This is a genomic window from Roseibacillus persicicus (assembly GCF_014651675.1).
GTDB classification, from domain to species: Bacteria; Verrucomicrobiota; Verrucomicrobiia; order Verrucomicrobiales; family Akkermansiaceae; genus Roseibacillus; species Roseibacillus persicicus.
Genome location: NZ_BMXI01000001.1, coordinates 257195 through 280137, shown reverse-complemented (window position 1 = coordinate 280137; position 22943 = coordinate 257195). Strand labels below are relative to the sequence as shown.

At 57.0% G+C, this 22943-nt stretch carries 14 protein-coding genes; 1 reads left to right on the top strand and 13 read right to left on the bottom strand.

The window, feature by feature from the left end; genetic code table 11:
* Positions 1 to 25: 25 nt before the first annotated feature.
* The 9 genes from IE099_RS01055 to IE099_RS01015 all read right to left on the bottom strand — a co-directional run bounded on the left by IE099_RS01055 (position 26) and on the right by IE099_RS01015 (position 15666).
* Positions 26 to 1987 (bottom strand): alpha-amylase family glycosyl hydrolase, encoded by a 1962-nt coding sequence (locus tag IE099_RS01055; protein ID WP_189566510.1) that lies wholly within the window; start codon positions 1985 to 1987, stop codon positions 26 to 28.
* Positions 1988 to 2338: 351 nt separating this feature from the next.
* Positions 2339 to 2659, bottom strand: a complete 321-nt coding sequence (locus tag IE099_RS01050) for a hypothetical protein (RefSeq protein WP_189566509.1) — start codon at positions 2657 to 2659, stop codon at positions 2339 to 2341.
* A gap of 444 nt (positions 2660 to 3103) precedes the next feature.
* The gene (locus IE099_RS01045) at positions 3104 to 4462 is read right to left on the bottom strand and encodes an alkene reductase (protein ID WP_189566508.1); all 1359 of its coding nucleotides are present in this window, start codon (positions 4460 to 4462) and stop codon (positions 3104 to 3106) included.
* A 115-nt stretch (positions 4463 to 4577) separates the two neighbouring features.
* Positions 4578 to 7538 (bottom strand): glycoside hydrolase family protein, encoded by a 2961-nt coding sequence (locus tag IE099_RS01040; protein WP_189566507.1) that lies wholly within the window; start codon positions 7536 to 7538, stop codon positions 4578 to 4580.
* Between the two features lie 30 nt (positions 7539 to 7568).
* The gene (locus IE099_RS01035; RefSeq protein WP_189566506.1) at positions 7569 to 10016 is read right to left on the bottom strand and encodes a sulfatase-like hydrolase/transferase; all 2448 of its coding nucleotides are present in this window, start codon (positions 10014 to 10016) and stop codon (positions 7569 to 7571) included.
* Entirely contained in the window at positions 10017 to 11423 is a 1407-nt protein-coding gene (locus IE099_RS01030) for a glycoside hydrolase family 2 TIM barrel-domain containing protein (RefSeq protein ID WP_189566505.1), read from the bottom strand.
* A 24-nt stretch (positions 11424 to 11447) separates the two neighbouring features.
* Positions 11448 to 13643, bottom strand: coding sequence for an autotransporter-associated beta strand repeat-containing protein (locus tag IE099_RS01025; protein ID WP_189566503.1), 2196 nt, complete (start codon positions 13641 to 13643; stop codon positions 11448 to 11450).
* Positions 13644 to 13707: 64 nt separating this feature from the next.
* Complete coding sequence (locus IE099_RS01020; RefSeq protein ID WP_189566501.1) at positions 13708 to 14367, bottom strand: PEP-CTERM sorting domain-containing protein; 660 nt, start codon at positions 14365 to 14367, stop codon at positions 13708 to 13710.
* A gap of 261 nt (positions 14368 to 14628) precedes the next feature.
* Positions 14629 to 15666, bottom strand: coding sequence for an aldose epimerase family protein (locus IE099_RS01015; RefSeq protein WP_189566499.1), 1038 nt, complete (start codon positions 15664 to 15666; stop codon positions 14629 to 14631).
* A gap of 193 nt (positions 15667 to 15859) precedes the next feature.
* Between IE099_RS01015 and IE099_RS01010 the strand changes: the two genes are divergently transcribed.
* Positions 15860 to 16912 (top strand): M42 family metallopeptidase, encoded by a 1053-nt coding sequence (locus tag IE099_RS01010; RefSeq protein WP_189566496.1) that lies wholly within the window; start codon positions 15860 to 15862, stop codon positions 16910 to 16912.
* Positions 16913 to 17267: 355 nt separating this feature from the next.
* On the opposite strand, the gene glnD is transcribed toward IE099_RS01010, so the two are convergent.
* The 4 genes from glnD to IE099_RS00990 form a co-directional block, all read right to left on the bottom strand.
* Complete coding sequence (gene glnD / locus IE099_RS01005) at positions 17268 to 19976, bottom strand: [protein-PII] uridylyltransferase (RefSeq protein WP_189566494.1); 2709 nt, start codon at positions 19974 to 19976, stop codon at positions 17268 to 17270.
* An 11-nt stretch (positions 19977 to 19987) separates the two neighbouring features.
* Complete coding sequence (locus IE099_RS01000; RefSeq protein WP_189566492.1) at positions 19988 to 20674, bottom strand: transporter family protein; 687 nt, start codon at positions 20672 to 20674, stop codon at positions 19988 to 19990.
* 235 nt (positions 20675 to 20909) lie between these two features.
* The gene (locus IE099_RS00995) at positions 20910 to 22196 is read right to left on the bottom strand and encodes an ABC transporter permease (protein ID WP_189566490.1); all 1287 of its coding nucleotides are present in this window, start codon (positions 22194 to 22196) and stop codon (positions 20910 to 20912) included.
* A gap of 41 nt (positions 22197 to 22237) precedes the next feature.
* Positions 22238 to 22939 (bottom strand): ABC transporter ATP-binding protein, encoded by a 702-nt coding sequence (locus IE099_RS00990; RefSeq protein WP_189566488.1) that lies wholly within the window; start codon positions 22937 to 22939, stop codon positions 22238 to 22240.
* Between the last annotated feature and the right edge of the window lie 4 nt (positions 22940 to 22943).

Here is a 22943-nt window from a genome sequence, read left to right as displayed (position 1 = left end):
TTCTTCCTCCCAGAAGACGCCGTCTTTAAACTTTTTCAAACACCACCGCGCAGCGGGCGGGCAGATAGGCGCTGAGATGTCCGTCGAGCGCGTGGTGCAGGGTCTTTGGCGTCAAGCGTTCCAGGCCATCGAACTCCGGTTGATCGGTATCCAGCAGGTGCCGGAAAGTGCCGGGGACGTGGGTGGAGAACTGGTAGTCCGCGATGCTGTTGTGGGGATGGAAGTTCAAGGCGAAGATGAGGTTGGCGCGCTCGAATTGAATCGAGAGATTTTCCTGATCAATGTTGAGGAGCTGTGCGGGAGCGGACTCGAGGACTTTGTGATCGCGAACCAGTTGGAGCATTGCACCTTCGAAGTTCTGCAAGCCTCCGTATTTCAGCTTGGGGTTGTCGGCGAGGCTCCATTGGCGGCGGGCATACTTGTAGGACCAATCGTTGCCCTCACGCGGAAAGTCCAGCCACTCGGGATGGCCGAATTCGTTTCCAATGAAGCTGAGCCAGGCTTCTCCTCCCGCGATCATGGTCAGGAGGCGAATCATCTTATGGAAGGCGATGCCGCGGTCGATGATGGGGTTCTCGTCCCCTTTCTTCATGTGCCAATACATCTCTTTATCCATCAGCCAGAAGGCGAGAGTCTTGTCGCCGACGAGGGCCTGGTCGTGGGACTCGGCATAGGCCACGGTCTTTTCCCCAAAGCGTCTGTTAGAAAGCTGGTTCCAAATGACGTTGAGGTCCCACTGCTCGTCGGGCGTGTGTTTCAACAGCTTGATCCAATGGTCGGGAATCCCCATCCCGAGGCGATAGTCGAAGCCCAGTCCGCCTTCTTCCGGTGGCTGGCAGCAGCCCGGCATGCCGGAAAAATCTTCCGCAATGGTGAGGGCCTGGGGATTGATTTCGCGGATTAAGGCATTGGCGAGTTGGAGATAGGTGACCGAGCTCCAGTCCACGCCATCGTAAAAATACTTGTCGTAATGATCGAAGGTGGTGTCGCCGTGATGATGGTAGAGCATCGAGGTCACTCCATCGAAGCGGAAGCCATCAAAGCGAAAGTCCTCCAGCCAGTAGGCGAGGTTGGAGAGGAGGAATCCGCGGGTGGCGGGGTGGCCGTAGTCGAAGAGCAGGGAATCCCACTGCTCGTGCTCGCCCGCAGGTCCACTGTGGAGGAGGTAGCCTTCTTGCCCATCGAACTCGCGGATGCCTTCGGCAAAGTTTTTCACGGTGTGGGAGTGCACCAGATCCAAGACAACCGTTATACCTAAGCCATGAGCTTCATCCACCATGGCGCGGAGCTCATCGGGAGTGCCGAAGCGGCTGGAGGGAGCGAAGAAATTGGCGACATGGTAGCCAAACGACCCGTAGTAGGGGTGCTCGGCGATGGCCATGAGCTGCACGGTGTCGTAGCCGAGCTTGGCGATGCGGGGCAGAACGAAGGTGCGGAATTCGTCGTAGGTGCCGACTCCCTCGCGCTCGGTGGCGAGGCCGATGTGGGCTTCGTAGATGCGGGGGGCAGTGGGCTTGGGTGGGGCTTCGTTCTTCCACTGATAAGTTTCTTCGGGATGCCAGACGGTACCCGTGAACTCGTGAGTGTCCTCATTCTGCAAGGCATAGCGCGTGAAGGGGGAGAGCCGGTGGTGGGTGCCATTGTCGCCCACGACGCAGACTTTGTAAGAAGAAAGGTGGGTGAGAGTGTCGGCCGGGAGGGTCAGGTGCCAATTGCCGTGCTCGTCGCGGGTCGCGGGGTGGGCATTGTTGTCCCAGTTATTGAAGTCACCCACGAGGGAAAGCTGGTGGGCATGGGGAGCATACTCGTGATAGGTCCACTGCTGGTTTTCTTCGTCGAAGAGAAGACCATTGGTGCGATGGAGCTGGGCCTCGGAGCGCAAGCCGGTTCCCCAAGCTTCCGAGAAACGATCGCGGCGAGCCTCAATCGCGTTGGTGTAGGGGGTCAGCCATGGGTCATCACGGACGAGGGCTAGTTCTGATTCCATAGTTTAATCATTGGCTCTCTTTAGAAGGGAATCCAGATAATGTTGCGAAAACTGTATGGAAGGTGGAGTGCCTGATCTTGTCACCCAATGGCTTGAGCACATTTTGTGCCCAGCCAAGCCAGGTGGATAGAGGGGGCGACCCCTTCGGGCCGTCTATCCAGAGTGGCCGACAAGGCGGCTGGGCTTGAGGCAGAGTAGAACTGGGGACTTCTGCCGAGGGCGGTTATTGGGTAAATCTTGCTAGCGATGCTTCACGGGTAGGCCGTTTTGATCGTCGGAGAGGGGGCGGCAGAACCTTCCCGTTGGAGGGGATAAACTCTCGTAATTCAGCGCGAAAGGTTGCGGTGGTTGCTAGGCCACCGAACTCAGTTCCGGAGTTGAACTGGGCGCAGGCATACTGTTGAGAATCTGCTGGCGAAGGATGTAGCTTTCGCCTTGGGCGAGCTGTATATACATCGTGGCTTTCTCCAAGCCGTTGTAGAGTCGGGTAATACTTTCTTCCATAGCCTTGATTTGTTCTACCAAAGCTGGGTTTTCAGTCCCGATAAGTGATTTCAGCTGAGCAGTTTCGAGCTCAAGTTCGCGCTCGGCACGAACCATCTCATTTGTCAGTTCAGCGGAAACCAATTCCAAGTCCCTCTCCAAGTCATCCGTGATATCCCTCTTAAGCATCGTCATACAATGTATTTATACCGTAGAAGCTCTGTGTGCGGCAAGCTTCTTTTGTAAATACGTGTAAGAAAATGCAATCATTGCGACATCTTCCTCTGGAAAACCGGACATATTTTTCAGGAAAACGGTTGAGAGGAGGCCTCTTTTTCTTTCCTGGAGTTAAAGTTTAAATAGTTAATAATCAGTCGTTTAAGTCGTTTTCGAAGAGGCTCTGATTCATTGGTTTTCACGGGCATTGTCTTCAATGCAAGCAGGCTGTTCGGCCGGGTGCGTTTTCTTGAGAAAGTTTGAATGAACCGAGAATCGTTCTCCCGCCGTCCCTAGGCGGGGCAGTCTTGGAGCGGCGCTAGCGGGGTCTCCCAAGCGGCGGATCGCGCTCTGCTTGGAACACAGATTTCCCGCCCGAGCAACCGCCGGGTGTCTTTTTACTGGAGTATCTAGAAATCAAGCCGAGTCCTTGGGGTCGCCGAGATTGAAGGTTTCTTCAACGAAATCAATTTCGGGAGCAGGCTTGGTGGTTGGCTTCGGTTCCCCGGCCTCGCTAGGTTCAGCGGCGGGCGGAGGCTCGCTTTCGTGGGAGGAACTTGCCTGAGATGGGTTGTCGTCCGGGGTCTTTTCTTCCTCCTCGCTCGCTAGATCCGTGACTTCTTCAACGGCCTTTTCGGGGCGTTCATGGAGGTAGGGCTTCTTGAGTGATGGGTCGGCTTCGACTTGTTCGAGGGTCGGGTAGTCGGTGTATCCCACTTCGGTGCCGCCGTAGAAGCTGTCCCGATCGTAGTCGTTGAGAGGAGCGTCGATCTCGAACCGACGGGGAAGATCGGGGTTGGAGATGGCCAGTCGTCCAAAGGCGATGAGGTCGGCCTGCGCATGATTGAGCAGCACGGACGCGCTTTCCTTGAGATGACCTCCGGAAGAAATGAGAGTTCCTTTGAAGATGGGGCGCCAGGTTTTGGAGGAGAGTGGCAAATCGTAGGTGCTCAAGTCATAGTCGGCAAACATGCGGGGCTCCACGAGGTGAAGGTAGGCCAAGTCATATTCGTTGAGTTTGTCGATGACGTGCTTGTAGAGCGGTTCGGCATTCTTGGCGTCGATGTCGTTGAAGGTGCCGGGAGGGGAAAGGCGCAGGGCGACCCGGTCGGGCCACTCGGTGGTCACCGCGTCGAGGACCTCGAAGAGAAAGCGCGCCCGATTTTCGATGGAGCCACCATACTCGTCCTTTCGTTTGTTGCTGTTCTCGGCCAGGAACTGGTTCACGAGGTAGCCATTGGCGCCGTGAATCTCTACTCCGTCGAAACCCGCCTCGCGGGCTGCGCGGGTCGCCTTGCGGTAATCTTCGACCGTGAAGTCGATGTCATCGGGCGTCATTTCCTTGGGTTTCACGACTTTGTCCACTGGAGTCCAATCAGGCTTCCAAATTTGGGAGTCGCGCGCGCCAATGGGGGAAGGTGCGGGGGGGAATTTGCCCTTGGGCTGATAGGCGGGATGAGAAATACGGCCGCAGTGCCACAGTTGGCAAAAGATGCGTCCCCCCGCTTCGTGGACTGCCGCAGTGACCTTTTTCCAACCCTCGATTTGTTCGGGGGTATGGATTCCGGGAGTGGCGGGATAGCCGTGTCCGGCGGCATTTACAGGAGTGGCTTCGCTGATAATCAGGCCAAAGGACGCCCTTTGCCGGTAATACTCGGCCATCAATTCGGTGGGAACATTGCCTTCTCCTGCACGGTCGCGGGTCAGCGGTGCCATCACGATGCGGTTGGGAAGGGTGAGTCCGGGGGAGAGTTCTAAAGGTTCGAAAAGTTTCATTTCTGAGCGAAAAGTGCACTCTCTCCCGCCAAGAAGAAAGCGAGAATCTCGCAGTTTTAGCTCTGCAAGAAACAATCGAAGTCGAATTTGTAAACTTGCGAGGCAATAGGGCCGTCTAATTCGCCTCCACCCGCAACCGGAAGAAGGCTTTTTCGCCTAAGGGAAAAAGACTGGAGTCCGGTTCCAGCGTGACCTCTAACAGTTCGCCCTGACTGGAGACGCTGTCGGTGGCGAGAATGTCTTCGAAGTCGGTGAGGTCGGTGCTCATCTGCAGGGCGTAGCGCACACTGGCGTCTGGATTCCAAGGGAAAGTCAGCGCGGGGTTACCGGCGGTGATCCCGAACTCGGTAGGCCATTGGTCTTTCTCATTGGGGCTGGTGCCAAAGGCGTGCTCGACCAAGTTGCTGAGACCATCGCCCTCGGGATCGGCGTCGAGGCCGGCGAGGAGCGGGTCGGCCTGCTCGCTTTCGCTAAAGTGCTGGGCGAGAAAGTCCTCGTAGCTGCTGCGCACCCGAATGACGAAGGGCTTGCCATAGCCGGTTGACTCTCCGTCGTGCAGACCGCTCACGCTCACGATGAAGCGGTCTTCCAGCTCGCTATCGAAACTGAGATGGGGGCTCAGGAGCGACGCGATTTCATCGAGGGTGAAGCTGTTAGTCGTGAAAGTCTCTTCCGACAAAGTGGTCACCTCTTCGAGTCCTTCGAAGGTGAAGTCGTCGATGAACCAGCCTTGGTTGGCACCCGCGCCAGTGGTGAGGGACTCGTTGCGCAGTTCGTCGTGCTGGTAGCGGAGACGGAGTTCGAAGGCCCGGCCTTCCAGGCCTTTCAAGTCGACATCGACTTGTTTGAAGCTGCCCTCATTGCCACCGCCGATGCGAATCCAAATCGCTTGCCACTCGCTGCCATCGAAGCTCACTTCGATGCGGGCCACCTGGCCGTCGGTGGAGTTGGCCAGTCGGCTGAGAAAGCTGAAGCTGGCACCGGGACGGACATAGTAGGTGCCCGGGAAGGTCAAGGTCTCGTCTCCGTTTTCCGACAGGTGGGCCAGTTGAAAGGTCTGGCTCCCAGCTCCCACGGTGGCGCTTTGCTGGAAGGCATATCCACCGCTACCTGCATAGGTGAGCGGTGAGGTCGCTTCCTCGGCGTCAAAGGTGAGATCGACCGGACTTGCGTGCGCAATCTTTCGCATCGCGGGCGTCACATCGAGGTCGGTATTGATTTGGAAAGTCTCGTCCTGGCCGGTGGTCACTTCGGTAGGGCCGGTAACCTGGGGGGCGGCGACGATTTGGGCGACGCCGAGCGCGTCTTCGCCTTGCCCGCAATAGAAAAGGTAGGTCCGGCCATCGTTGTCAGTGAGGATCGCGGGGTCGCGCAGTTGGTTGACCCCGTCGTCCATGCGGCCGGATTCGGAGGCGAGGGGAGGGAAGAGCGCGCCTTCCCAAGTCTCTTCCGCGCGCAGGAGCTCTTGGTCAGGGAAGTCTCCCGCCCAGTTGTCGTAGTTCGCATCCAACTCGGAAAAATCGAAGGTCGAGACCGTGACGCGCTCGGGTCTTCCTTCTTTGTAAGTGAGAAAGGCGTAGAGAATGCCATCGCGCTGCAGAACCCCAAAGTGGCGGGGACGAATGGTGGGCCAACCGTGGGCTTGCGATTGGGTGGTAAAGGGATTTGGGCCCCGGTCCCAGTAGTCCCGGCTGTAGTCGTAGCCGGAGGGCGGAGTCCAGGGATTGAGCGGATCGGGGGATTCCCAGATGTCTCCCGTGTTGGACAGGGCGTAGAGATTGCCCGCTTGCTCGAAGACCCGGAAGTAGCTTTCGCCCAGAATCACGGGCCGCGTTCCGTGACCGGCATGACCACCGTTGGCCGGGAGATTGAAATTGAGACCGTCGGGGGAGGTGGCGACGATGGTGCTCTGCCCTTTGTCCACTCCATCATGGTCGGTGTAACCATGGTAATACATGATGAAGCGCTGGTTGACGTCATCGACCAAGACTTGGGGAGAGGCGATGTGCCGGTTCACCTCGACGTCGTTGCCGGGATAGATCCGGTCGGCAGTGCCCAGACTGAGCACTCCGCGTTGGGCAATGGGGAGGGAGGAATCGAGGTTGAAGCCGGTCCAAGGTCCTTCGACATTCTCCGCCCAGGCCATGCGAATGTAGTCGCCCGAGTGGTGGGCGAAGTAGAGGTAGTAGTTGGCATCGGGATCCGCGCGGTTCTCGGAAGGCAGCCAACTGGGCAAAGCGATGCAGCTGGGTCCGTTGATGTTACTCGCTTCGCCCGAGGTCATGCCTTGCGCACGTGCCCAGGTCTCATCGATGATGGGCTGTCCGCCATTGAGCCTTTTGGGGAAAAAGAGCACCCCTTCGCTGGCGTCGCCGAGTTGATCCGGGATGGCAACGGGGGGCTCGGTGTTGTTTTGGAAAGACTCCGAGGACAAGCTCCCGGAAGGTGCGGACCAATTGCTGCTGCTGGACACTTGCGCCGGATAGGCGGCGAGCTCGAGGGTGTTGCGCGCTTGGCTGAACTCCAGGGTGTCCGCATGGGCAAAGCTGATGTTGGCATTCGCCAGATTAAGTGCTTCGGGTAGTTCGGATTCGCCGCCGCCGGTCCAGCCTGCCGTTCCCTCGTAATCGAGACCAAAAATGAGGTCGCCATCGAGTTGGTCGTCCACGATCGTTCCTTGCGCGATGAAGAACTGTTCGCCGCCGTTGGTAAGTCCGAACCCTCCGGTCGAGGTCCCGATGCTTGGGGTCGAGCTGTTATTGGAAAGGCCGCTCAACACCACTACCGTGCCCGGGGACAGGGGAGTATTGCCATTGGTCCAGTAGAGCGGATTAGCTCCTTCATAGGTGCCGCCACCTGAACCTTCTCCACTGCCGTCGCCTCCGCCATCGTATCGGCCGTCCATAAACAGGATGGTTTCATCGGGAGGAAGCTCCACCCAGGTGACAAAACTGAAGGAGTCGTCACCCTGGGAATTGAAACCGACGATCATCAGATCGCCGGGGGAAAGGGCTTCGCTGGAAAGGGTGAGGGCAAGCCCGACGAGAGGGCTGAACAAGGGGAGTTTGATTTTCAAAATATAAAATTGTTAGAATTGGGGGAGTGCCTATTTGAGCCAATCGGGAAGGGAGTCGTTCTCTTTCCATTCCTCGATTCGGCGGTCGAGTTTGTCACCCTTCCAACTGTCGCTTCCGGCGGGAAGGGCTCCGTTCTTGGGAATCCACTTTTGGTGCTCGGCGATGATGTGAGTGTAGCGGGAATCCTGGGCGAGGTTGTGATGTTCGCCCGGGTCCTTACGGTGATCGTAGAGTTCTTCCGAACCGTCGCGATACTGGATGTAGCGCCAGTCGTTGCTACGGACGGCATAATTGCCATAGTACCAACTCTGCAGCACGGGAGTCTCGCGGCTTGCCGAGGGATCTTTGAGCAATGGCAAGAGAGACTCTCCGTCCAGCTTGGGGGCCTGCGGGAGGTCGCAGAGCTCAACCAACGTGGGGTAGATATCTAACAGGCTGACCACTTGCGGGCTCTTGGTGGCAGGACTAGTGGTCCCGGGAGCTTTGAAAAAGAGAGGCACGCGGGTCGACTCTTCCCAGAGGCTTTGCTTTCGCCAATGCTTTTTCTCGCCGAGGTGTTGCCCGTGATCGGACCATAGGACAATGATGGTGTTCTCGCGATGGGGGCTGGCTTCGAGGGCCTCGATCACTTTGCCAATCTGGGCGTCAACGAAGGAGACACAGGCCAGATAGCTGGTGACCATCTCCTTCCAATAGGTGTCGCTCAGGTTGATGACGGCCTGATGATCTCCACCGGGCAGGCGACCGTGGGCGATAGACTTGCCCATCAGGGGAATGTCGCTCATCTCGTCCGCCGGGATGTGGGGGACTTTGATTTCGAGGTTTTCGTAGGGCTTGAAAAATTCGCGGGGAGCGGTGAAGGGGGCGTGGGGGCGGACAAATCCCACCGCCAAAAAGAAAGGCTCACTCTGTTCCTTCTCCAACTGCTCAACGGCCCATTCGGCGATGATTTCGTCGAACATTTTGCCCTCGGGCATATCGTCGCGATCGAGCGGGCCGCAGGCGAGGGAGTTGCCGTCCTCGTATTTCTTGCCGTAGTGCCGACTGATTTGGCTGCCCTGTTTGGGGAAAGGATAGAAGTGCTTTCCGCCGTAACCGTCACCACGCTCGAGTAGCTCTTTGGGGATTTTGTATTTTGGTCCAGTCTCGTCCCAAAAGTCCTTGGTGCGTTCTTTGTAGTCAGAAGTTCCCTGATGAAAAACCTTGCCCACCGCCATCGTGTGATAGCCGTTGTCGCGGAAATGTTGCGGGAGCATTTTGTGGTCGCCCATCACCTTCTCGTAGCTTTTGCGCATCGAGGTGGTGGAGCTATACCAGCCGGAATTGCTGGGGTGGAGACCACTGAGTAAGGAGTTGCGGGAGGCGGTGCATACCGCCTGCGAGCAGTGGGCATTGGTGAAGAGAGTTCCTTGTTGGAAAAGGCGATCCATGTGGGGAGTTTGGGCCTGGGGGTGGCCGTCGAGTGCTCCCTCCCAGTCGTTCAAATCGTCGACGGAGATGAAAAGGACGTTTGGCTTTTTCGAGTTGTTAGCTGGACGCAGACTGGTGGCTTTTTCAACGAGAGCCTTTTTCAAGTGCTTGTCGAAGAAGGCAACCATCTCGCCCCGTAGATCGAAGTCTTTGGTCTGGAGTGGCCAGGCATGGTCCGCTCCCTCGATCATCCGCAGGGTGGAATCGACTCCTGTTTTTTGCAAAAGGGCGTGAAGCTCTTTCGATTGATCGCGGTCCACGGTTGCGTCCTCAGTGCCGTGAAAGATGAGGGTGGGGGGCGTCTGGGCGTTGATGTAGTTCACGGGCGAGGCATTGCGCCATTTGGCGGGCGCTTCTTCTCGCTCTTCTTTGAAAAGACGATGACCCTTCAGCTTGCCGTTGGGGGTGCCGTCTTTCTCAGTGTATTGGCGGGTGAGCAAGTTGGTGATGCCATACATGTCCACGCAGGCACTCACCTTGTCCGAGATCCCGGGGTAGGGGGTGGTGGGGCTCAGCTTGGGGTGGTCGCCGGTGTAAGCCACCATGAGCGCGAGATGTCCTCCCGCCGAACCTCCAATGACGCCGATGCGGTCGGAATCCACGCCGAGGGTGTCGGCATTTTTGCGAAGCCATCGCACTGCATTTTTGCAGTCATGCAGGTTGTTAGGCCAGCGCTTGCCCGCGCGAGTTTCGTAATTGATGCTGATGGCGAGATAGCCCTCCTTGGCCAAGGAAGTGCCTGTGACGTATTCCCGCATCCGGTTCTTGTCGCCGCTGGTCCAGCCTCCGCCATGGATGATGACCACCGCGGGCAGACGCTCGTCCGCGGTGTGGTTTTCCGGTTGATAGAGATCGAGCTTTTCCTCCCGATCGGGACTGAGAAACGAAAGGTCGCGCTGAATCTCGACTCCCGGCGGCGCCTCTGCCGGAGGGTCTTTGGCCAAGGAGAGAGGGCTCAATAGGAGCAGGAGCAATGGGGCCAGATAGGCGGATGGGGTGCGCTTCATTTAGTTTTGATCAAAGTAGTCGGCGATGCGGTAGGTGCGGGTGTTGACCGCCTTCATGGCATCAAGGAGAGCTTGGTAGGGTTCGTAGTGACTGGTCACGATTCCTTTGTTGGCGTCCAGATTGGAGGGGTCGACGCCTTTCTGATTGGGGTCGTTGTCCGAGTAGCGGAACCAATGCCAACCGACACACACTTTGGATTCCAGTAGCCCGAGAGTGAAATTCTGATAGAACGCGGCTCGGTCCTCTTGGGTTTTCACCAGCCAGCCAGCCCCGGAAGTATTGCCCATTCCACTATCGACCCCTTTGGCATACCACTCTGTGATCAGGATGGGTTTGCCGGCTTTCTCCGACCAGGCTTTCAGTCTGTCCTGCTCGGGGGTCCACGCATGATAGTAGTTCACGCTGATGACGTCGAGGTGGCGGCCCGCTGCTTCAAAGAGCTGGGGAACCCGCAGACCCGATCCGTGAAAGCGCGATCCGAGGATGAGGTGGTTGGGGTCGTGCTTGCGAATCGCGTCGCAGACCGTCTGGAAGTAGACCCCGGCGGCATAGCCCACGAAGTCGCCCCGGTTTTTTTCAGTGAACGGCTTGGAGATGCCCTCGTCCTGCAACCACTTCATCGCTGCCTGATGGCCCGGGTCCTTGTCTGGCAAAGCCAAGTAGCGATCCAGCATCTTGATGTTCCAGGGCAACTCATTGTCAGTGAAGTGGCCCAGCAGCCAGGGGTCATCCTTGGTTGCCGCCAATTGGGCTGCATGTTGATCGCAGAAGTCTTTGAACTCGGGGTCAAAGATGAAGGGGCAGTCTCCGGGATAACCACGGTGCCCGGATTTTTGGAAAGTTCCCCCGCGCTTTTTCCCATAAGCAGACATGAAGTTCCAGAGCTTGGTGTAGGGGAGCCCGGACTGGGCGGGCTGCAAGACGTCTTCATCGCACCAGGGCCCGAGACCGTTGAAGCCGTGCTCTTTCAACAGGGCTTTGGTTTCCTTGGCCCATCCCTCGGGGTTTTCGAAACGTCTTTTGAGCTCCTCTCGAGCCGACTTGGTTTTGGTCTCCTTGATAGAGGTGACTCCGCGATTGAGAAAAGGAAAGCCCTCGGGGTCGACCAGCCACCAGCGGCCATTGGCAAAGGTGGTGGAGAAGAAACCGCTCGGACGGGGAGTCGCAACCACCAAGCCTCCAAAAGCCCCAGTCTTTCCATCAGGGGCCAAAGCCGGGAGGTCGGCCAGAGTGCGGGTGGGCAGCTCTTTCCAAGATTTGCCCGGTCCCCGCGAGACTTCAATGAGTTCGGCTTGAGACGCTTCGGGGAGTAAAAGTGCAGCGAGTGAAAACACCAGCGCGGGGAGTCTCCAGTCCCGACGAAGAAGAGCTCTGATGCTGGTTTGAGGCGATGGGATGCGGGGCACAGGGAGATGAGTTTGGGAAAAAACTTACTGGGCAGTGACTCGAACAAAGAGTTTGTCGTTGCCCAAGAGTGAGGGCGGCAGAGTGACCGTGACTGTCTGGGTGGGATCTCCCTCATCAGCGAGTTCTCCCGTCTCAGCATCCAAGGTGAAGTCCGTCCAATCGGCATCGAGAGTCGTCGAGTAGGCGTAAGTGTATGTGAGACCGGTGGCGAATCTTGCCGGATTGCGTCGAGTAAAGCTGAAGGTCCCCGCAGATGCATTTAGAGGCGCACTGATAGCGTTCACCGATGCTGGGTTTGTTGGTTCGAGCCCAAAGGCATATTCATCGCCATTGCTCACTCCATCGGAGTCATCATCATCCATCATCCCTCCAACCAAGCTGAAGCCCGCAGCCCAGTTGTCGTAATCCGTGGCCACGGGGCCATTGGTCACGATCAAGTAGCCGGTGCCGTTGAAGTAAGTGTCGTTCACGTTATCCAGCGTCACGGCTGTGACGTCCGGGCTACCATAGGTTCCCGCTGGCATTTGCACCTGATTGATGAAGAGGGTGTCCACGGTGTCTCCCAGGCCGTGTTCCAGCTCGAGCTGTCCATTGCCCTCGATGGAAACCGCAGCAGTATCTGTTAGATAGGCTTCGCTGAGCAGCAAGGTTCCCGCCGTGATGCTGGTGTCACCCGTATAGCTATTGAATCCAGTCAGGCGGACAATTCCATTTCCCGCTTTGACCAGGCTTGATTCCCCGCTGATTGGCTGGGTGCAGTTCACCTGGTTGTTCCCGCTTTGAGCTTCCAAGGTGAGGGGGGATTCCAGCAGGATAGGGACGTCCAGGGTGACTGCCCCTTGATTGAGCCGTGATTTGATCGTGGAAGGGGACTGGATTAGGATCGAGCCGCTGCCATCGATAATGGAAGCGTGAACCATCAGCTGGGGTCCATCGAGAACCAGTTGGCCTTCAAAGGTTGTATCGCCGCTGATGTTGATCTGCTTGCCTCCCCCCGTGCCAGTGGCCACCACTGTTCCTTCATCGATCCAGAGAGCGACAGGCCCCGTTGTTTGCGAGCCCAGCCCGTCGTCCAAGAAGAGAGTGCCAGCTCCATCTTTGATGAAAAAATTGCTGGGAATGTCATTGGTAACGTTACCGAGAGTGAGGGACTCTTCCACATTGAGGAGTGTGCCTTGGTCACCCAGGACGGTGACTCCGTTAACCAACATTTGTCCTCCTGTTAGAATGTTGACTTCGCTGTTTTCCGAAAGGGCGAGAGAGTCAGTGGTGAGCACCCCTCCGTCGCGGACTTCCAGGATTCCTCCTGCCACTACGGTGATCTCGAACAAAGAATCATTCTCCAACGCCACGGCACCGAAGCCCGAGACGTTGAGTGAATCGGCGGTCAAGAGGCCTCCTGAAAAGGTTACCGTGCCGCTGTCGTGAGTCGTATGCAGAGCCCCTGCCACGATGCCGGCGTTTGTCAGCACGACTTCTGCAGACGAATCGAAGGTGACGTTGTCGCCCGTTGCAAATACACTCGGAGTGCTTTCGTTTAGAAAGTTTGCAGTTGCGGTATCCCAGGCTCCTCCGTCTCCGCCATTGTATGTGAGGTTGGCTCCATCCGAGGGAGGGGCACTGGCTGAGACCTTGAGATAAGACAGCCTCACCCCGGTATCATTTCCTTCGGTGTCGTCGCTGGTCATCTCCATCGTGATGGGAGTATTGGGGGGAACGACAGTGGAACCGAGGTCGAGGGTTCCTTCTGCGGTGCCGTCGTCGTTGAAGACGATATTGGTGAAGGCGGAGGAGGAAAGGGTGATTTCCGCTGGTCCAGTCCAGCCTGCGAAATCAAGCTCTTCCAACTTCACTTCGACATTGAAGCTAAATGTCCAGGCCTCCCCGGGATTAAAGTCACGGGATTGGTTCGAGTAGCCTCCCGGATTCAGGTTCGAATTGACACCAAGGGCGTTGTTGCCAGTGCTATTGGTGAGGTGGTTGGTGTCAGGGTCGCCGGATGAAGCCAGGCTGCCGTCTTGTCCCTTAATGTCGACTGTCGTGAGGATGGCGTTGGAGTTTGTTACTGGATCCAAGAGCGTTGCATTGGCTCCGATGCCCGCAGAATCGAAGTGATTCCCATTCGGAAATTCGAAGGTGACTTCACCGGGGAGGCTGGAAGAGAAGACAACTGAGCTGGTTGCTAGAAGAAGAAAGCGTGAGGTTCCTGTTGGTTTCATGGTTGTTTTTCGGGGTGAAAGAGGAAGAGCTGAAAGGGCTTCGCCTCGGGGTGTCTGACTGGGGCTAGGTATGGCGTTTCCGGCAAAGACCGAAAGCGCTGGAGCCGAGCAGGACCAAAAGAAGGGAGCTGGGCTCGGGGATTGCGGTGACAGTGAAGTTTGAAATTCGGATTCCGTCTTCCCCTGTGATGTTCGTCATAGCAATGGTCACGGGGGTGTTGGCTGCAATCGTTTCGGGGGCGGTGAAGCTATAAGTGTCGTCGCTATCATCGATGTCGTTTCCGCCGATTACGATATCTGTGATTCCTGCTGCCGAGATAGTGATTTCTCCTCCGTCGCTGCCATTCCAACCGGAAAAGTCGATATCGTTGAATTGAATGGAAGAATTAAAGGAAATAATCCATGCCTCGCCTGGATTGAAGTTTGAGTTTTCCCCGCTCACCCCTGGGTCATCCTGAGAATTGACACCCAGGGTGTTGCCGTTATTGACGTTCGTAGTGTGACTTCCCCCCTCCGATGCCAAGCTTGTTCCTGCGCCTTGGTATCCCAATATATCAACAGTTGTGAGGGTTACGAGGACGCTGGGATCGACGGAGTCCGCCACCTCCCACGACTCGCCATTTCCATCTCCATCGAAGTTTCCACTGTTGGTAAAGTTGTAGGTGACTGCAGCACTGGAGAAAGCTGTCGAAGCGAGAAGAGGTAAAATCAGTAATGCTTTCATTTTGTAAATATTGAGAGTCATGGAAACTGCAGATTTCATAGAATTTTTTGAAAGAAAAGTTACCGAGATTGACCTATATGTTCGGGTGGATTGTCGTCTTGAACGGGCTGCGGTTCTGCTATCTTCCAAACAATCGCCCGGTGGGTTTCTGTACACTTTTGTAAGGAAACAACAAAAAACCCCCAGCTCATCAGAGCCAGGGGTGAGAACGAGAACAGGGAGGTGATTGAAGCGGCAAAGCTTCTGGGGGGAAGTGACAAGTCACCAGCCAAACCGATGAATCATGGTGTGGCGATAGGTCTCGCCAGGCCGCAGGATGCAATTGGGAAAGGAAGGTTGGTTGGGACCGTCTGGAAAGAGCTCTGTCTCCAGGCACAATCCGGTGCGTTTTTCATACTTGAGACCATTTTTGCCCGCAGTTTGACCATCGAGGAAGTTCCCTCCGTAAAATTGAACCGCCGGTTGATCGGTGAAGAGTTCGAGTGTGCGGCCCGTCTTCGGGTCTTCCACTTTTGCGGCCAATCGCATTCCGTCTTCATTCAAGACCCAGGCATGATCATAGCCTCCGCCAAACAGGAGGCACTCGTATGGGGTCTCCACGCGAACCCCGATTTCGGTTGGCTCACGAAAATCCATGGGGGTTTCATCAACGGAGCGAATTTCCCCAGTGGGAATGAGCCCCGCATTGGTGGGGAGGTAGCGATCGGCATTCAGAGTCAATAGATGGTCATTGATCGAGGTCGTCGGGTCGCCTGATAGATTCCAATAGGAGTGGTGCACAATATTGACCGGAGTTGCCCGATTGGTGGTTGCTTCCGCGCTCCAAGTCAGTTCATTGTCGTCGTTCAGGCTGTAGGTGATAGTCACCGTCAGCTCGCCGGGATAGCCCTCTTCGCCGTCCTTGGAGACATAGGTCAGTTTGACTTCTTGCCCGTTGAGCTCGCCCTTCCACAGGACCTTGTCGAAACCCGCGAGACCCCCATGGAGGTGGCAGGGGAGTCCGCCGGGGTCGTTGTTGGTCGCCAACTGGTAGGTTTCTCCATCGAGCGTGAACTTTCCATTGGCGATGCGGTTGCCGAAGCGGCCGACGGTGGATCCAAAGTAAGAATTGTTAGACTCCCAGCCAGCCAGGTCATCATATCCATGCGTCAGATCCTGCACCTGACCATTCCGGTCAGGGACCATCAAATTGGTGAGAATGGCCCCGAATTCCGAGACCTTGGCGATCATGCCGTTCTTATTCTGCAAGGTGAAGATTTTGACTTCACGTCCGTCACTGAGTTTTCCGTATATTTCCACAATGGGAGGTCTTTTGAGGTGAGCTCGACGTTCAAGTCGCCGAGGCGGGTTCGAGCCCGAGAGTATCCAAGGATCGTTTCGCGAAACAATAGGAGAATTTCTCAATGCGGTGACGTGTCGATAAGGTTTAATTTTCGTCAGAAAGTCGATTATGAAGCCTTGAGTGTTCTGCTTCGCCTGCTAGCTTCCCTCGATGCCAATCAATGTAGATTTACTCGCCAAGATTTGTGAAGTGCCCGGAGCTCCTGGATTTGAGAAGCCCATCAGGGATTTGGTTTTGAAGGAAATCGAGGGATTGGCGGATGAGATTCGGGTCGATTCCATGGGCAACGTGGTGGCTCTCAAGAAAGGGGCCTCTTCGGAGAAAAAGACCATGGCCGCCGCGCATATGGACGAGATTGGCTTCATTGTGACCCATATTGACGACAAGGGTTTTGTCCGATTCAACCCCCTCGGAGGTTTTGACCCCAAGACCCTTTCCGCGCAGCGGGTCATCATCCACGGGCGTGAGGATGTCATCGGCGTGATGGGTTCCAAACCCATCCACATCATGTCGCCCGAAGAGCGTGGTAAGAATGTGAAGCTCACCGATTTTTTCATCGATCTGGGTTTGCCGAAAAGCGAAGTGGTCAAGTTGGTGGAAGTGGGCGATTCCATCACCCGGGAACGCAAGCTCATCGAGATGGGGGAGTGCGTGAACGTGAAGTCTCTCGACAACCGGGCGTCAGTTTTTCTTTTGGTAGAGGCTCTTCGCAACCTTCAGGACAAGACTCCGACTTACGATTTTTATGCGGTTTTTACCGTGCAGGAGGAAGTCGGATTGCGCGGAGCCAATGCCTCTGCGCTTGAGATTCAGCCGGACTTTGGCTTCGGTCTCGATACCACCATCGCCTACGACGTCCCGGGTTCGAAGCCACAGGAGCGTTGTACGGAACTCGGAAAAGGAGTGGGCATCAAGATCATGGATAGCTCCACAATCTGTGATCGTCGTATGGTGGCTTTCTTGAAGGATCTTGCGGGTAAGGAGGCCATTACGTGGCAGCCCGAGATTCTCGCTGCAGGCGGAACCGATACCGCCGGGCTGCAGCGCATGAGCCCTGGTGGGTCCATCGCGGGGGCAATCTCGATCCCAACCCGCCACATTCACCAAGTCATCGAGATGTGCCATAAGTCCGACCTGCAGGGTGGTATCGACCTCCTTGTCGCTGCGGTGTGCAACCTGGATTCTTGGGACTGGTCCCACTAAGAAGTGCGACGGAGCGTGGACATTCCTGTCCATGAACAGAGCCTCGGGGTTTCAGAACCTTCGTCGGGGTGGTTTCAGTTTGGGCAATTCGGCTCAGCCGGACCGTTCCAGGGACAGAAATGTCCCTGCCCCGTCGGTAGGGCTGTTTTGCCAAAACAGCCGCGAATGTTCGGGGAAGGTCCCCTGGCTAACGCTCTTCGTCCGCGAGAGAACCTCTCGAACACTCCAGAACTCTCGCGGTCCTTTTCTCAAGTGGACTCTGCCGGAGCATGGACATTCTTGTCCATGAACAGAGCCCCGGTTTGTCAGAGTCACCGTCAAAACATCGGGACGAGATGATTATCAGCAAGCTTCTTTATAAAATCGGATTCAGTTCTTCTTCCAACTCTGCTGCCGCTTGGTCGCTGAGGAGTTGGTTGTTTTTGTCCAAGATATAGAAGGCGTCCAGGGCCACGCCTTTTTCGGTGCAGATTCGGGCGTGGGTGATGGCGTATTCGTGGCGCTCGAAGATTCCCAAGATATCGTGCAAAAGCGCCAGCCGGTCGACGGCTTGAATCTCGACCACGGTGTAGACGGGGTCGATGTCGTTGCGAACGCTGGCGCGGGTCGGGACGGAGAACTCGGTAATGGGACCTTCTTCCAGATAGTTCTTGGGCTTTTGCAGATATTTGCTGGGGTCGTAACTCTCGCTACTAGAAATCTCGTAGAGAGTAGTGACGAAGGAGAGTTGGTGAATCTTGTCCGCGACGGCCTCCGCGTCGTCGGTGGTGACGCGAAAGAGGTCCAGCACGATGCCGTCCATCCGGGTGAAGGCGTCGGCGGAAAGAATGTTGATGTGGTGGGCGGCGAGGGCGCAGGAGATTCGGCGCAAAAGCCCGGGCTGATTTTCGGCCGCGATGATGAGCTCGCTGTAGCCATCCTTGGGATGCTCGATCCAACGCACCGCACACTCGAAGTAGGTGTCGGGACGCCGCTGGCGCCGTTCCCAATACTGACCGATCGCCCGCAGGTGATGGCGAATGGAGCGCGCGGACCGGAAGCGGAAGTAGCGCTTGGGCATTTGCTCGAAGTGACCTTCGATGAGGTGGGAGTAGCGCGAGGAGAGGCGGTTGGCCACTTGTTCGCGCCGCTTCTCCAGCTCCTTGCGGGCGGCGGCGTCGTACTCGGCCTCGCCTTTGACCAAAAAGGATCGGGTGGCGCGATAGAGCTGCTGCATGAGGGTCTCCTTCCAACTGGACCACGCTTCTTCATTGGTGCCATTGGCGTCGGCGAAGGTGAAAAGGAGGAGGGAATCCAGATTGTGCTTGGTCTTCATCTGGGCGGCAAAGTCGGCGATGACATCGGGATCGGACAGGTCCTTGCGGGTGGCGATGGAGAAGAGGGCGAGGTGCTGGTCGACGAGAAAAATGATCAGCTTGCGGCGCTCTCCCTTGATGACCAGTCGGCGGCAGACTCGGTCTGTTAGAATTGCCGAGCCGTCGATGTGTTCCTCGACCCCCATCGCGCGGCCGGAGTCGTGCATGATGAGCGCGAGGTAGAGGGCGTAGGGATCCTGATGGTTGATCAGGATGTCGCGGTAGACGACATGGCCGGGATCGTCGGAATCAATGAGAGCATCCAGTTGGTCGATGCAGCGCAAGGTGTGCTCGTCGGCAGTGTAGCGGTGGAAAAACTCGTGCTGCACGAGGCACTCCATCTTTCCGAACTCCGGTAAAAAGAGACCAAGCACTCCAACCCGGTGCATCAGGCGCAGGGTGGGGCCGACCTTTCCTTTTTGCTCGAGAATGCTTTGAAAGGTGTCGCGGTTGGCCTTGGCCACGCGGAAGGGGCCGTCGATGAGATGGCGGTGCGCCTTGATGAGCTTTCGCAAGTCGGGCGAGGGGCTCAGGTCGAACTTTTGGCAAAGCCGGAAAAGGGAAAGCAGGTTGGTGGAGTCCTCCTCGAAGACCTTGGGGGAGTTCGCAAAGAGTCGCCCCTCCTGCGCATAGAAGTGATCAAAGGTCCGGTCCGGTTTGGTGACGGTGGCCTTGCCGAAAATGTTCTTGGGACGGATCTTTTCCTCCAGCTCCGCGATCTCGAAGAGGGTCTCGGTGTGCTGGCGGATGCGCCGGGCGTGGCGGTAGTAGTCCCGCATCAGGGCCTCGATTCGCTTGAGCAGGTTTCGGCTAGGATAGCCGAAGAAGTTGGCGATGGGACCTTGCCGGCGCAGGGTGAGGACGTCGGCATTGCTGCCTTCGCGATAGTGCAAATCGTTGCGAACCCGCATGAGAAACTCGAAGCCTTCTGTCAGCTCGTCGCTCGCATTCTGGGAAAGCACGCCCTTTCGCCGGAGCTCGTCGAGGTCGCGGGTCTCGAAGAGCGCGTCGGAGATCCAGAGCAAGTTGTGAAAGTCGCGCAAGGCTCCGGGCGACTCTTTCACATTGGGCTCTTGGAGAAAGACGGTGTCCGAAAAGTCCTGGTAGCGCTTCGCCATGTCCGCCCGTCGGTCATCGAGAAACTCCGCCCGTTTCTTTTCGATAACCTCTTTGCGAAAGCGGGTTTGAAAGGTCTCAAACAACTGTTGGTCGCCAATGAGCAGGCGGGAGTCGAAGAGGGTGGTGCGGGTGTGGGAATCGCTTTGGCCCTCGGCGATGCATTCTTTGATAGAGCGGCAGGCCTGCCCGACCTTGAAGCCCAAGTCCCAGAGCGGATAGAGAACCGCGTCGATGAAGTCCTTCTCGGCCTTCGACAGTTTGGGGGCGGCTTTGGGTAGGAGAAAAAGGAGGTCCAGGTCCGAGCCCGGGTTGAGGTAGCCCCGACCATATCCACCGTTGGCAACGAGCGCCAGCTTGGCCCCGGGATTCTTCAGGTCTGCCATTTCGAAGAGCCGCTTCATCAGGATGTCGATGAAGTTGGCGCGCGCGGAAGCATTCTCGAGACCGCTTTGCCCGCTCTGGTGCTCTCGCTCTAACATCTCCCGGCTTTCGGTGAGGTAGGTCTTCAGAGTGGTTAGTCTGTCCTTGGGGGATGCGTCGTTCAGAGTGCGCGCATCGGGGAGGGTGGGAGGGGCGAGTTCGGTTTTCACGAAAGGGTTTGTTAGAATGAGACCGCGAGCCAGATGCCCGCATAGGCTTCGTCGTCCGCGTCGTCGCTGAGGCCAATGGAGTAGCCAGCGAAGGGAGTGAGTGAGAGGAAGGAATTGACGTTGTAGGTCAGGGAAAGACGGCCGTAGAAGTCGTTCATCCCGCTCCGTTCATAGTAGTCGCCGACCGCGCTGATGCCGGATTCGGCCGCGATGAAGAGGTCTTCGGAAAGGGGGTGAGACCATCCGCCCTCCAGCGCGAAGTAGGTGCCCTCGGCGCCAAAGTCGTAGTGGGCTTTTGCAGCCAAATCCCAGTTCTCGTCGACGAACCATTGCGCCTTGAGCCCGAGGTCGACCCCGTCTTCAAAGAGGCTTTCCGAGAAGAGATGGTAGTCCAGCGAGGCGGTCAGGCTGACCTCCTCGAAGTCCCGTCGCAGGCTCACGCCGAAAGCGGTCTCCGCGAAGTCGTCACTGGATTCTGCCACATGCCAAGCCACCAGGCCCAGGGCGAAACCTTCTCCCAGCGAGATTTCGGTCTCGATCTGAGTCTCCAACGTCGCGTCTGCGAGTTGGAATCCACGGTAATTGTAGGCCGAGCGCAGGCCGGTCACCGTCTCGATCCCCAGGGTGAGATCGTCCTCAACCTCGGCGAGGAGAGGCAGCGGAACTAGGAAAAGGAGAGCGAAAGCACGGTGAGGCACGTTGGGAGCATGGGAAGAAAGCGCCCTCGGGTCAATGCGGCTTCCTGAATGCCTTGGATTTCGATGGAGAAAGGAAAGTTCTTAGTCGAAGCAGTCAGGGTCGAACGTCGCTGTTATCGAAGGTGAAATGACAAAAGGCCTTTCCAACCGCACGGTTGATTGAGCGCTGGAGACCTTGATTCCGCTCTTCCCACTCGCGGTGATTTTGTGAGGAGTGGTCACATTCCGAAAGAAATCATTCCTGTCGCAGGGCGTCGATGGGATCGAGCTTGGCGGCTTGGGAGGCGGGGTAGAGGCCGAAGATGACTCCCGTGAGACCGGAAATGCCAAAGGCGAGCAAGACCGACCAAAGGGTGATGATAGTCTGCATCTCGGTGAAAAATTCGACCCCGATGGGAACAATGATGCCGAGAATCACCCCGATGATTCCGCCGCCGACTGACAACACGATGGTCTCAATGAGGAACTGGGTGATGATGTCCTTCCGCGTGGCTCCCAGGGCGCGGCGAATCCCAATCTCGCGAGTCCGTTCGGTGACGGTGGCGAGCATGATGTTCATGATCCCGATTCCGCCGACTAACAGCGAGATGGCGGCGATGGATCCGAGGACGATGTTGAACATTTTCTTGGTCGCTTCGGCTTCGCGCAAAAGCTGCAAGGGCACGATGAGCTCGAAGTCGTTTTTCTCGTGAAAGTGATTCATCAAATGCTGAATCTGGGCCTCGCCGACAATGACGGAGGGGGAGTCTTTCATCTTGATGATCAGCCGGTGCAACTCCACGCGCTCGGAATTGAAGCTTCCCGAGGTGCGCGTGATGAGGGTTTCGCCAAAGCGGGTGCGGGCGGCGGAGAGGGGGATGTAGATGTTGTTGTCAATGGCCTGTCCTTCGCTCTCCTGTCCCTGCGGTCGTTGCTCGGCGGTGCCGGTCTCGTTGACGATGCCGATGACCTGATAGTAGGTGTCATCCACCCGCACGGTGGATTCCAGCGGGTCCTGATAGGGGAAGAGCTGGCGGGCGAGATTGTGGGTGATCACGCAGACTGTGCGCTTGTTGAGCTCGTCGGTGGGACTGAGAAAGCGACCGGCGACCAGGTCAATGCTCTGCACTTCGCGGTAGGAGGGCAGGGTGCCAATCACTTGGCCGGATTCCTGATTGCGGTCGAAGCGGATATTCTCGCGAATGATGCGCAGCGGCACCACGCGTTCGATGGAGGGGATGGTGTCCTGAATGCGGGTGACGTCCTTGTAGGTCAGTCCGTATTCCACCGACCAGTTTCTCTGTTGCGAGGTTTGCTTGTTGTCCTCGGGAGGCTTCACCGAGTTGATGATGATGTTCTCACTGCCCAGACGTTTGATGCGTTCCTGGGCTTCGTAGGAAGCGCCTTCGCCGATGGCCAACATCGCGATCACCGAGCAGACTCCAAAGATAATGCCAAGCATCGTCAGCCCCGAACGGAGCTTGTGCATCAGCAGGCTTTTGACGGCGAGCTGAACGGTGTTGAGAAAGTGGGAGGAGAGCATTGCGATTGGGCGAGGGCAGGCTGGCGGGCAGAAGGAAAAATCTAACGGATGGCTGGCTCATTGATGACCTCGCGGGCAATCACGCCGTCCTTCATGTGGATTACGCGATGCGCGTGTTGGGCCACGGCGTCATCGTGGGTCACCATGACGATGGTCTTTCCCTCGCTGTTGAGGTCGTTGAGGATGTCCAGGACCTCGGCCTCGGTCTCGGAGTCCAGGTTTCCGGTGGGCTCGTCGGCCAGAATCATGAGGGGTTCGTTGACGAGCGATCGGGCGATGGCGACGCGCTGCTGTTGGCCCCCTGACAACTGGTTGGGGCGATGGTCCAAGCGGTTCTCCAGCCCCACCAACTTGGCGAGTGCGACACAGCGGTCGTGGTGTTCCTCCAAGTCCTCCTGCTGATAGATGAGGGGGACCTGAATGTTCTCGATGACGGTGAGTTGGGCGATGAGGTTGTAGGACTGGAAGATGAAGCCCAGCCGCTTGCCACGCACCCGCGAAAGAGTGTCGTCATCCATCTCCGCCACATCATCGGGACCTAGAAAATACTTTCCCGAAGTAGGCCGATCCAAGCAGCCCAGGATATTGAGCAGAGTGGATTTGCCCGATCCGGAAGGCCCCATGATGGCGACGAAGGATCCGCGCTCGATGGTCAGGTCCACGCCCCGCAGGGCACGCACGGTGCTATCGCCAACTTGAAAATTTTTGACGATTTGGCGGATCTCGATGACGGCTTCGGGCATGGCG

Coding starts and splice junctions, on each gene's coding strand:
- IE099_RS01055 (WP_189566510.1), bottom strand. CDS start 1,987: ATGGAATCAGAACTAGCCCTCGTCCGTGATGACCCATGGCTGACCCCC.
- IE099_RS01050 (WP_189566509.1), bottom strand. CDS start 2,659: ATGCTTAAGAGGGATATCACGGATGACTTGGAGAGGGACTTGGAATTG.
- IE099_RS01045 (WP_189566508.1), bottom strand. CDS start 4,462: ATGAAACTTTTCGAACCTTTAGAACTCTCCCCCGGACTCACCCTTCCC.
- IE099_RS01035 (WP_189566506.1), bottom strand. CDS start 10,016: ATGAAGCGCACCCCATCCGCCTATCTGGCCCCATTGCTCCTGCTCCTA.
- IE099_RS01025 (WP_189566503.1), bottom strand. CDS start 13,643: ATGAAACCAACAGGAACCTCACGCTTTCTTCTTCTAGCAACCAGCTCA.
- IE099_RS01020 (WP_189566501.1), bottom strand. CDS start 14,367: ATGAAAGCATTACTGATTTTACCTCTTCTCGCTTCGACAGCTTTCTCC.
- IE099_RS01010 (WP_189566496.1), top strand. CDS start 15,860: ATGCCAATCAATGTAGATTTACTCGCCAAGATTTGTGAAGTGCCCGGA.
- IE099_RS00995 (WP_189566490.1), bottom strand. CDS start 22,196: ATGCTCTCCTCCCACTTTCTCAACACCGTTCAGCTCGCCGTCAAAAGC.
- IE099_RS00990 (WP_189566488.1), bottom strand. CDS start 22,939: ATGCCCGAAGCCGTCATCGAGATCCGCCAAATCGTCAAAAATTTTCAA.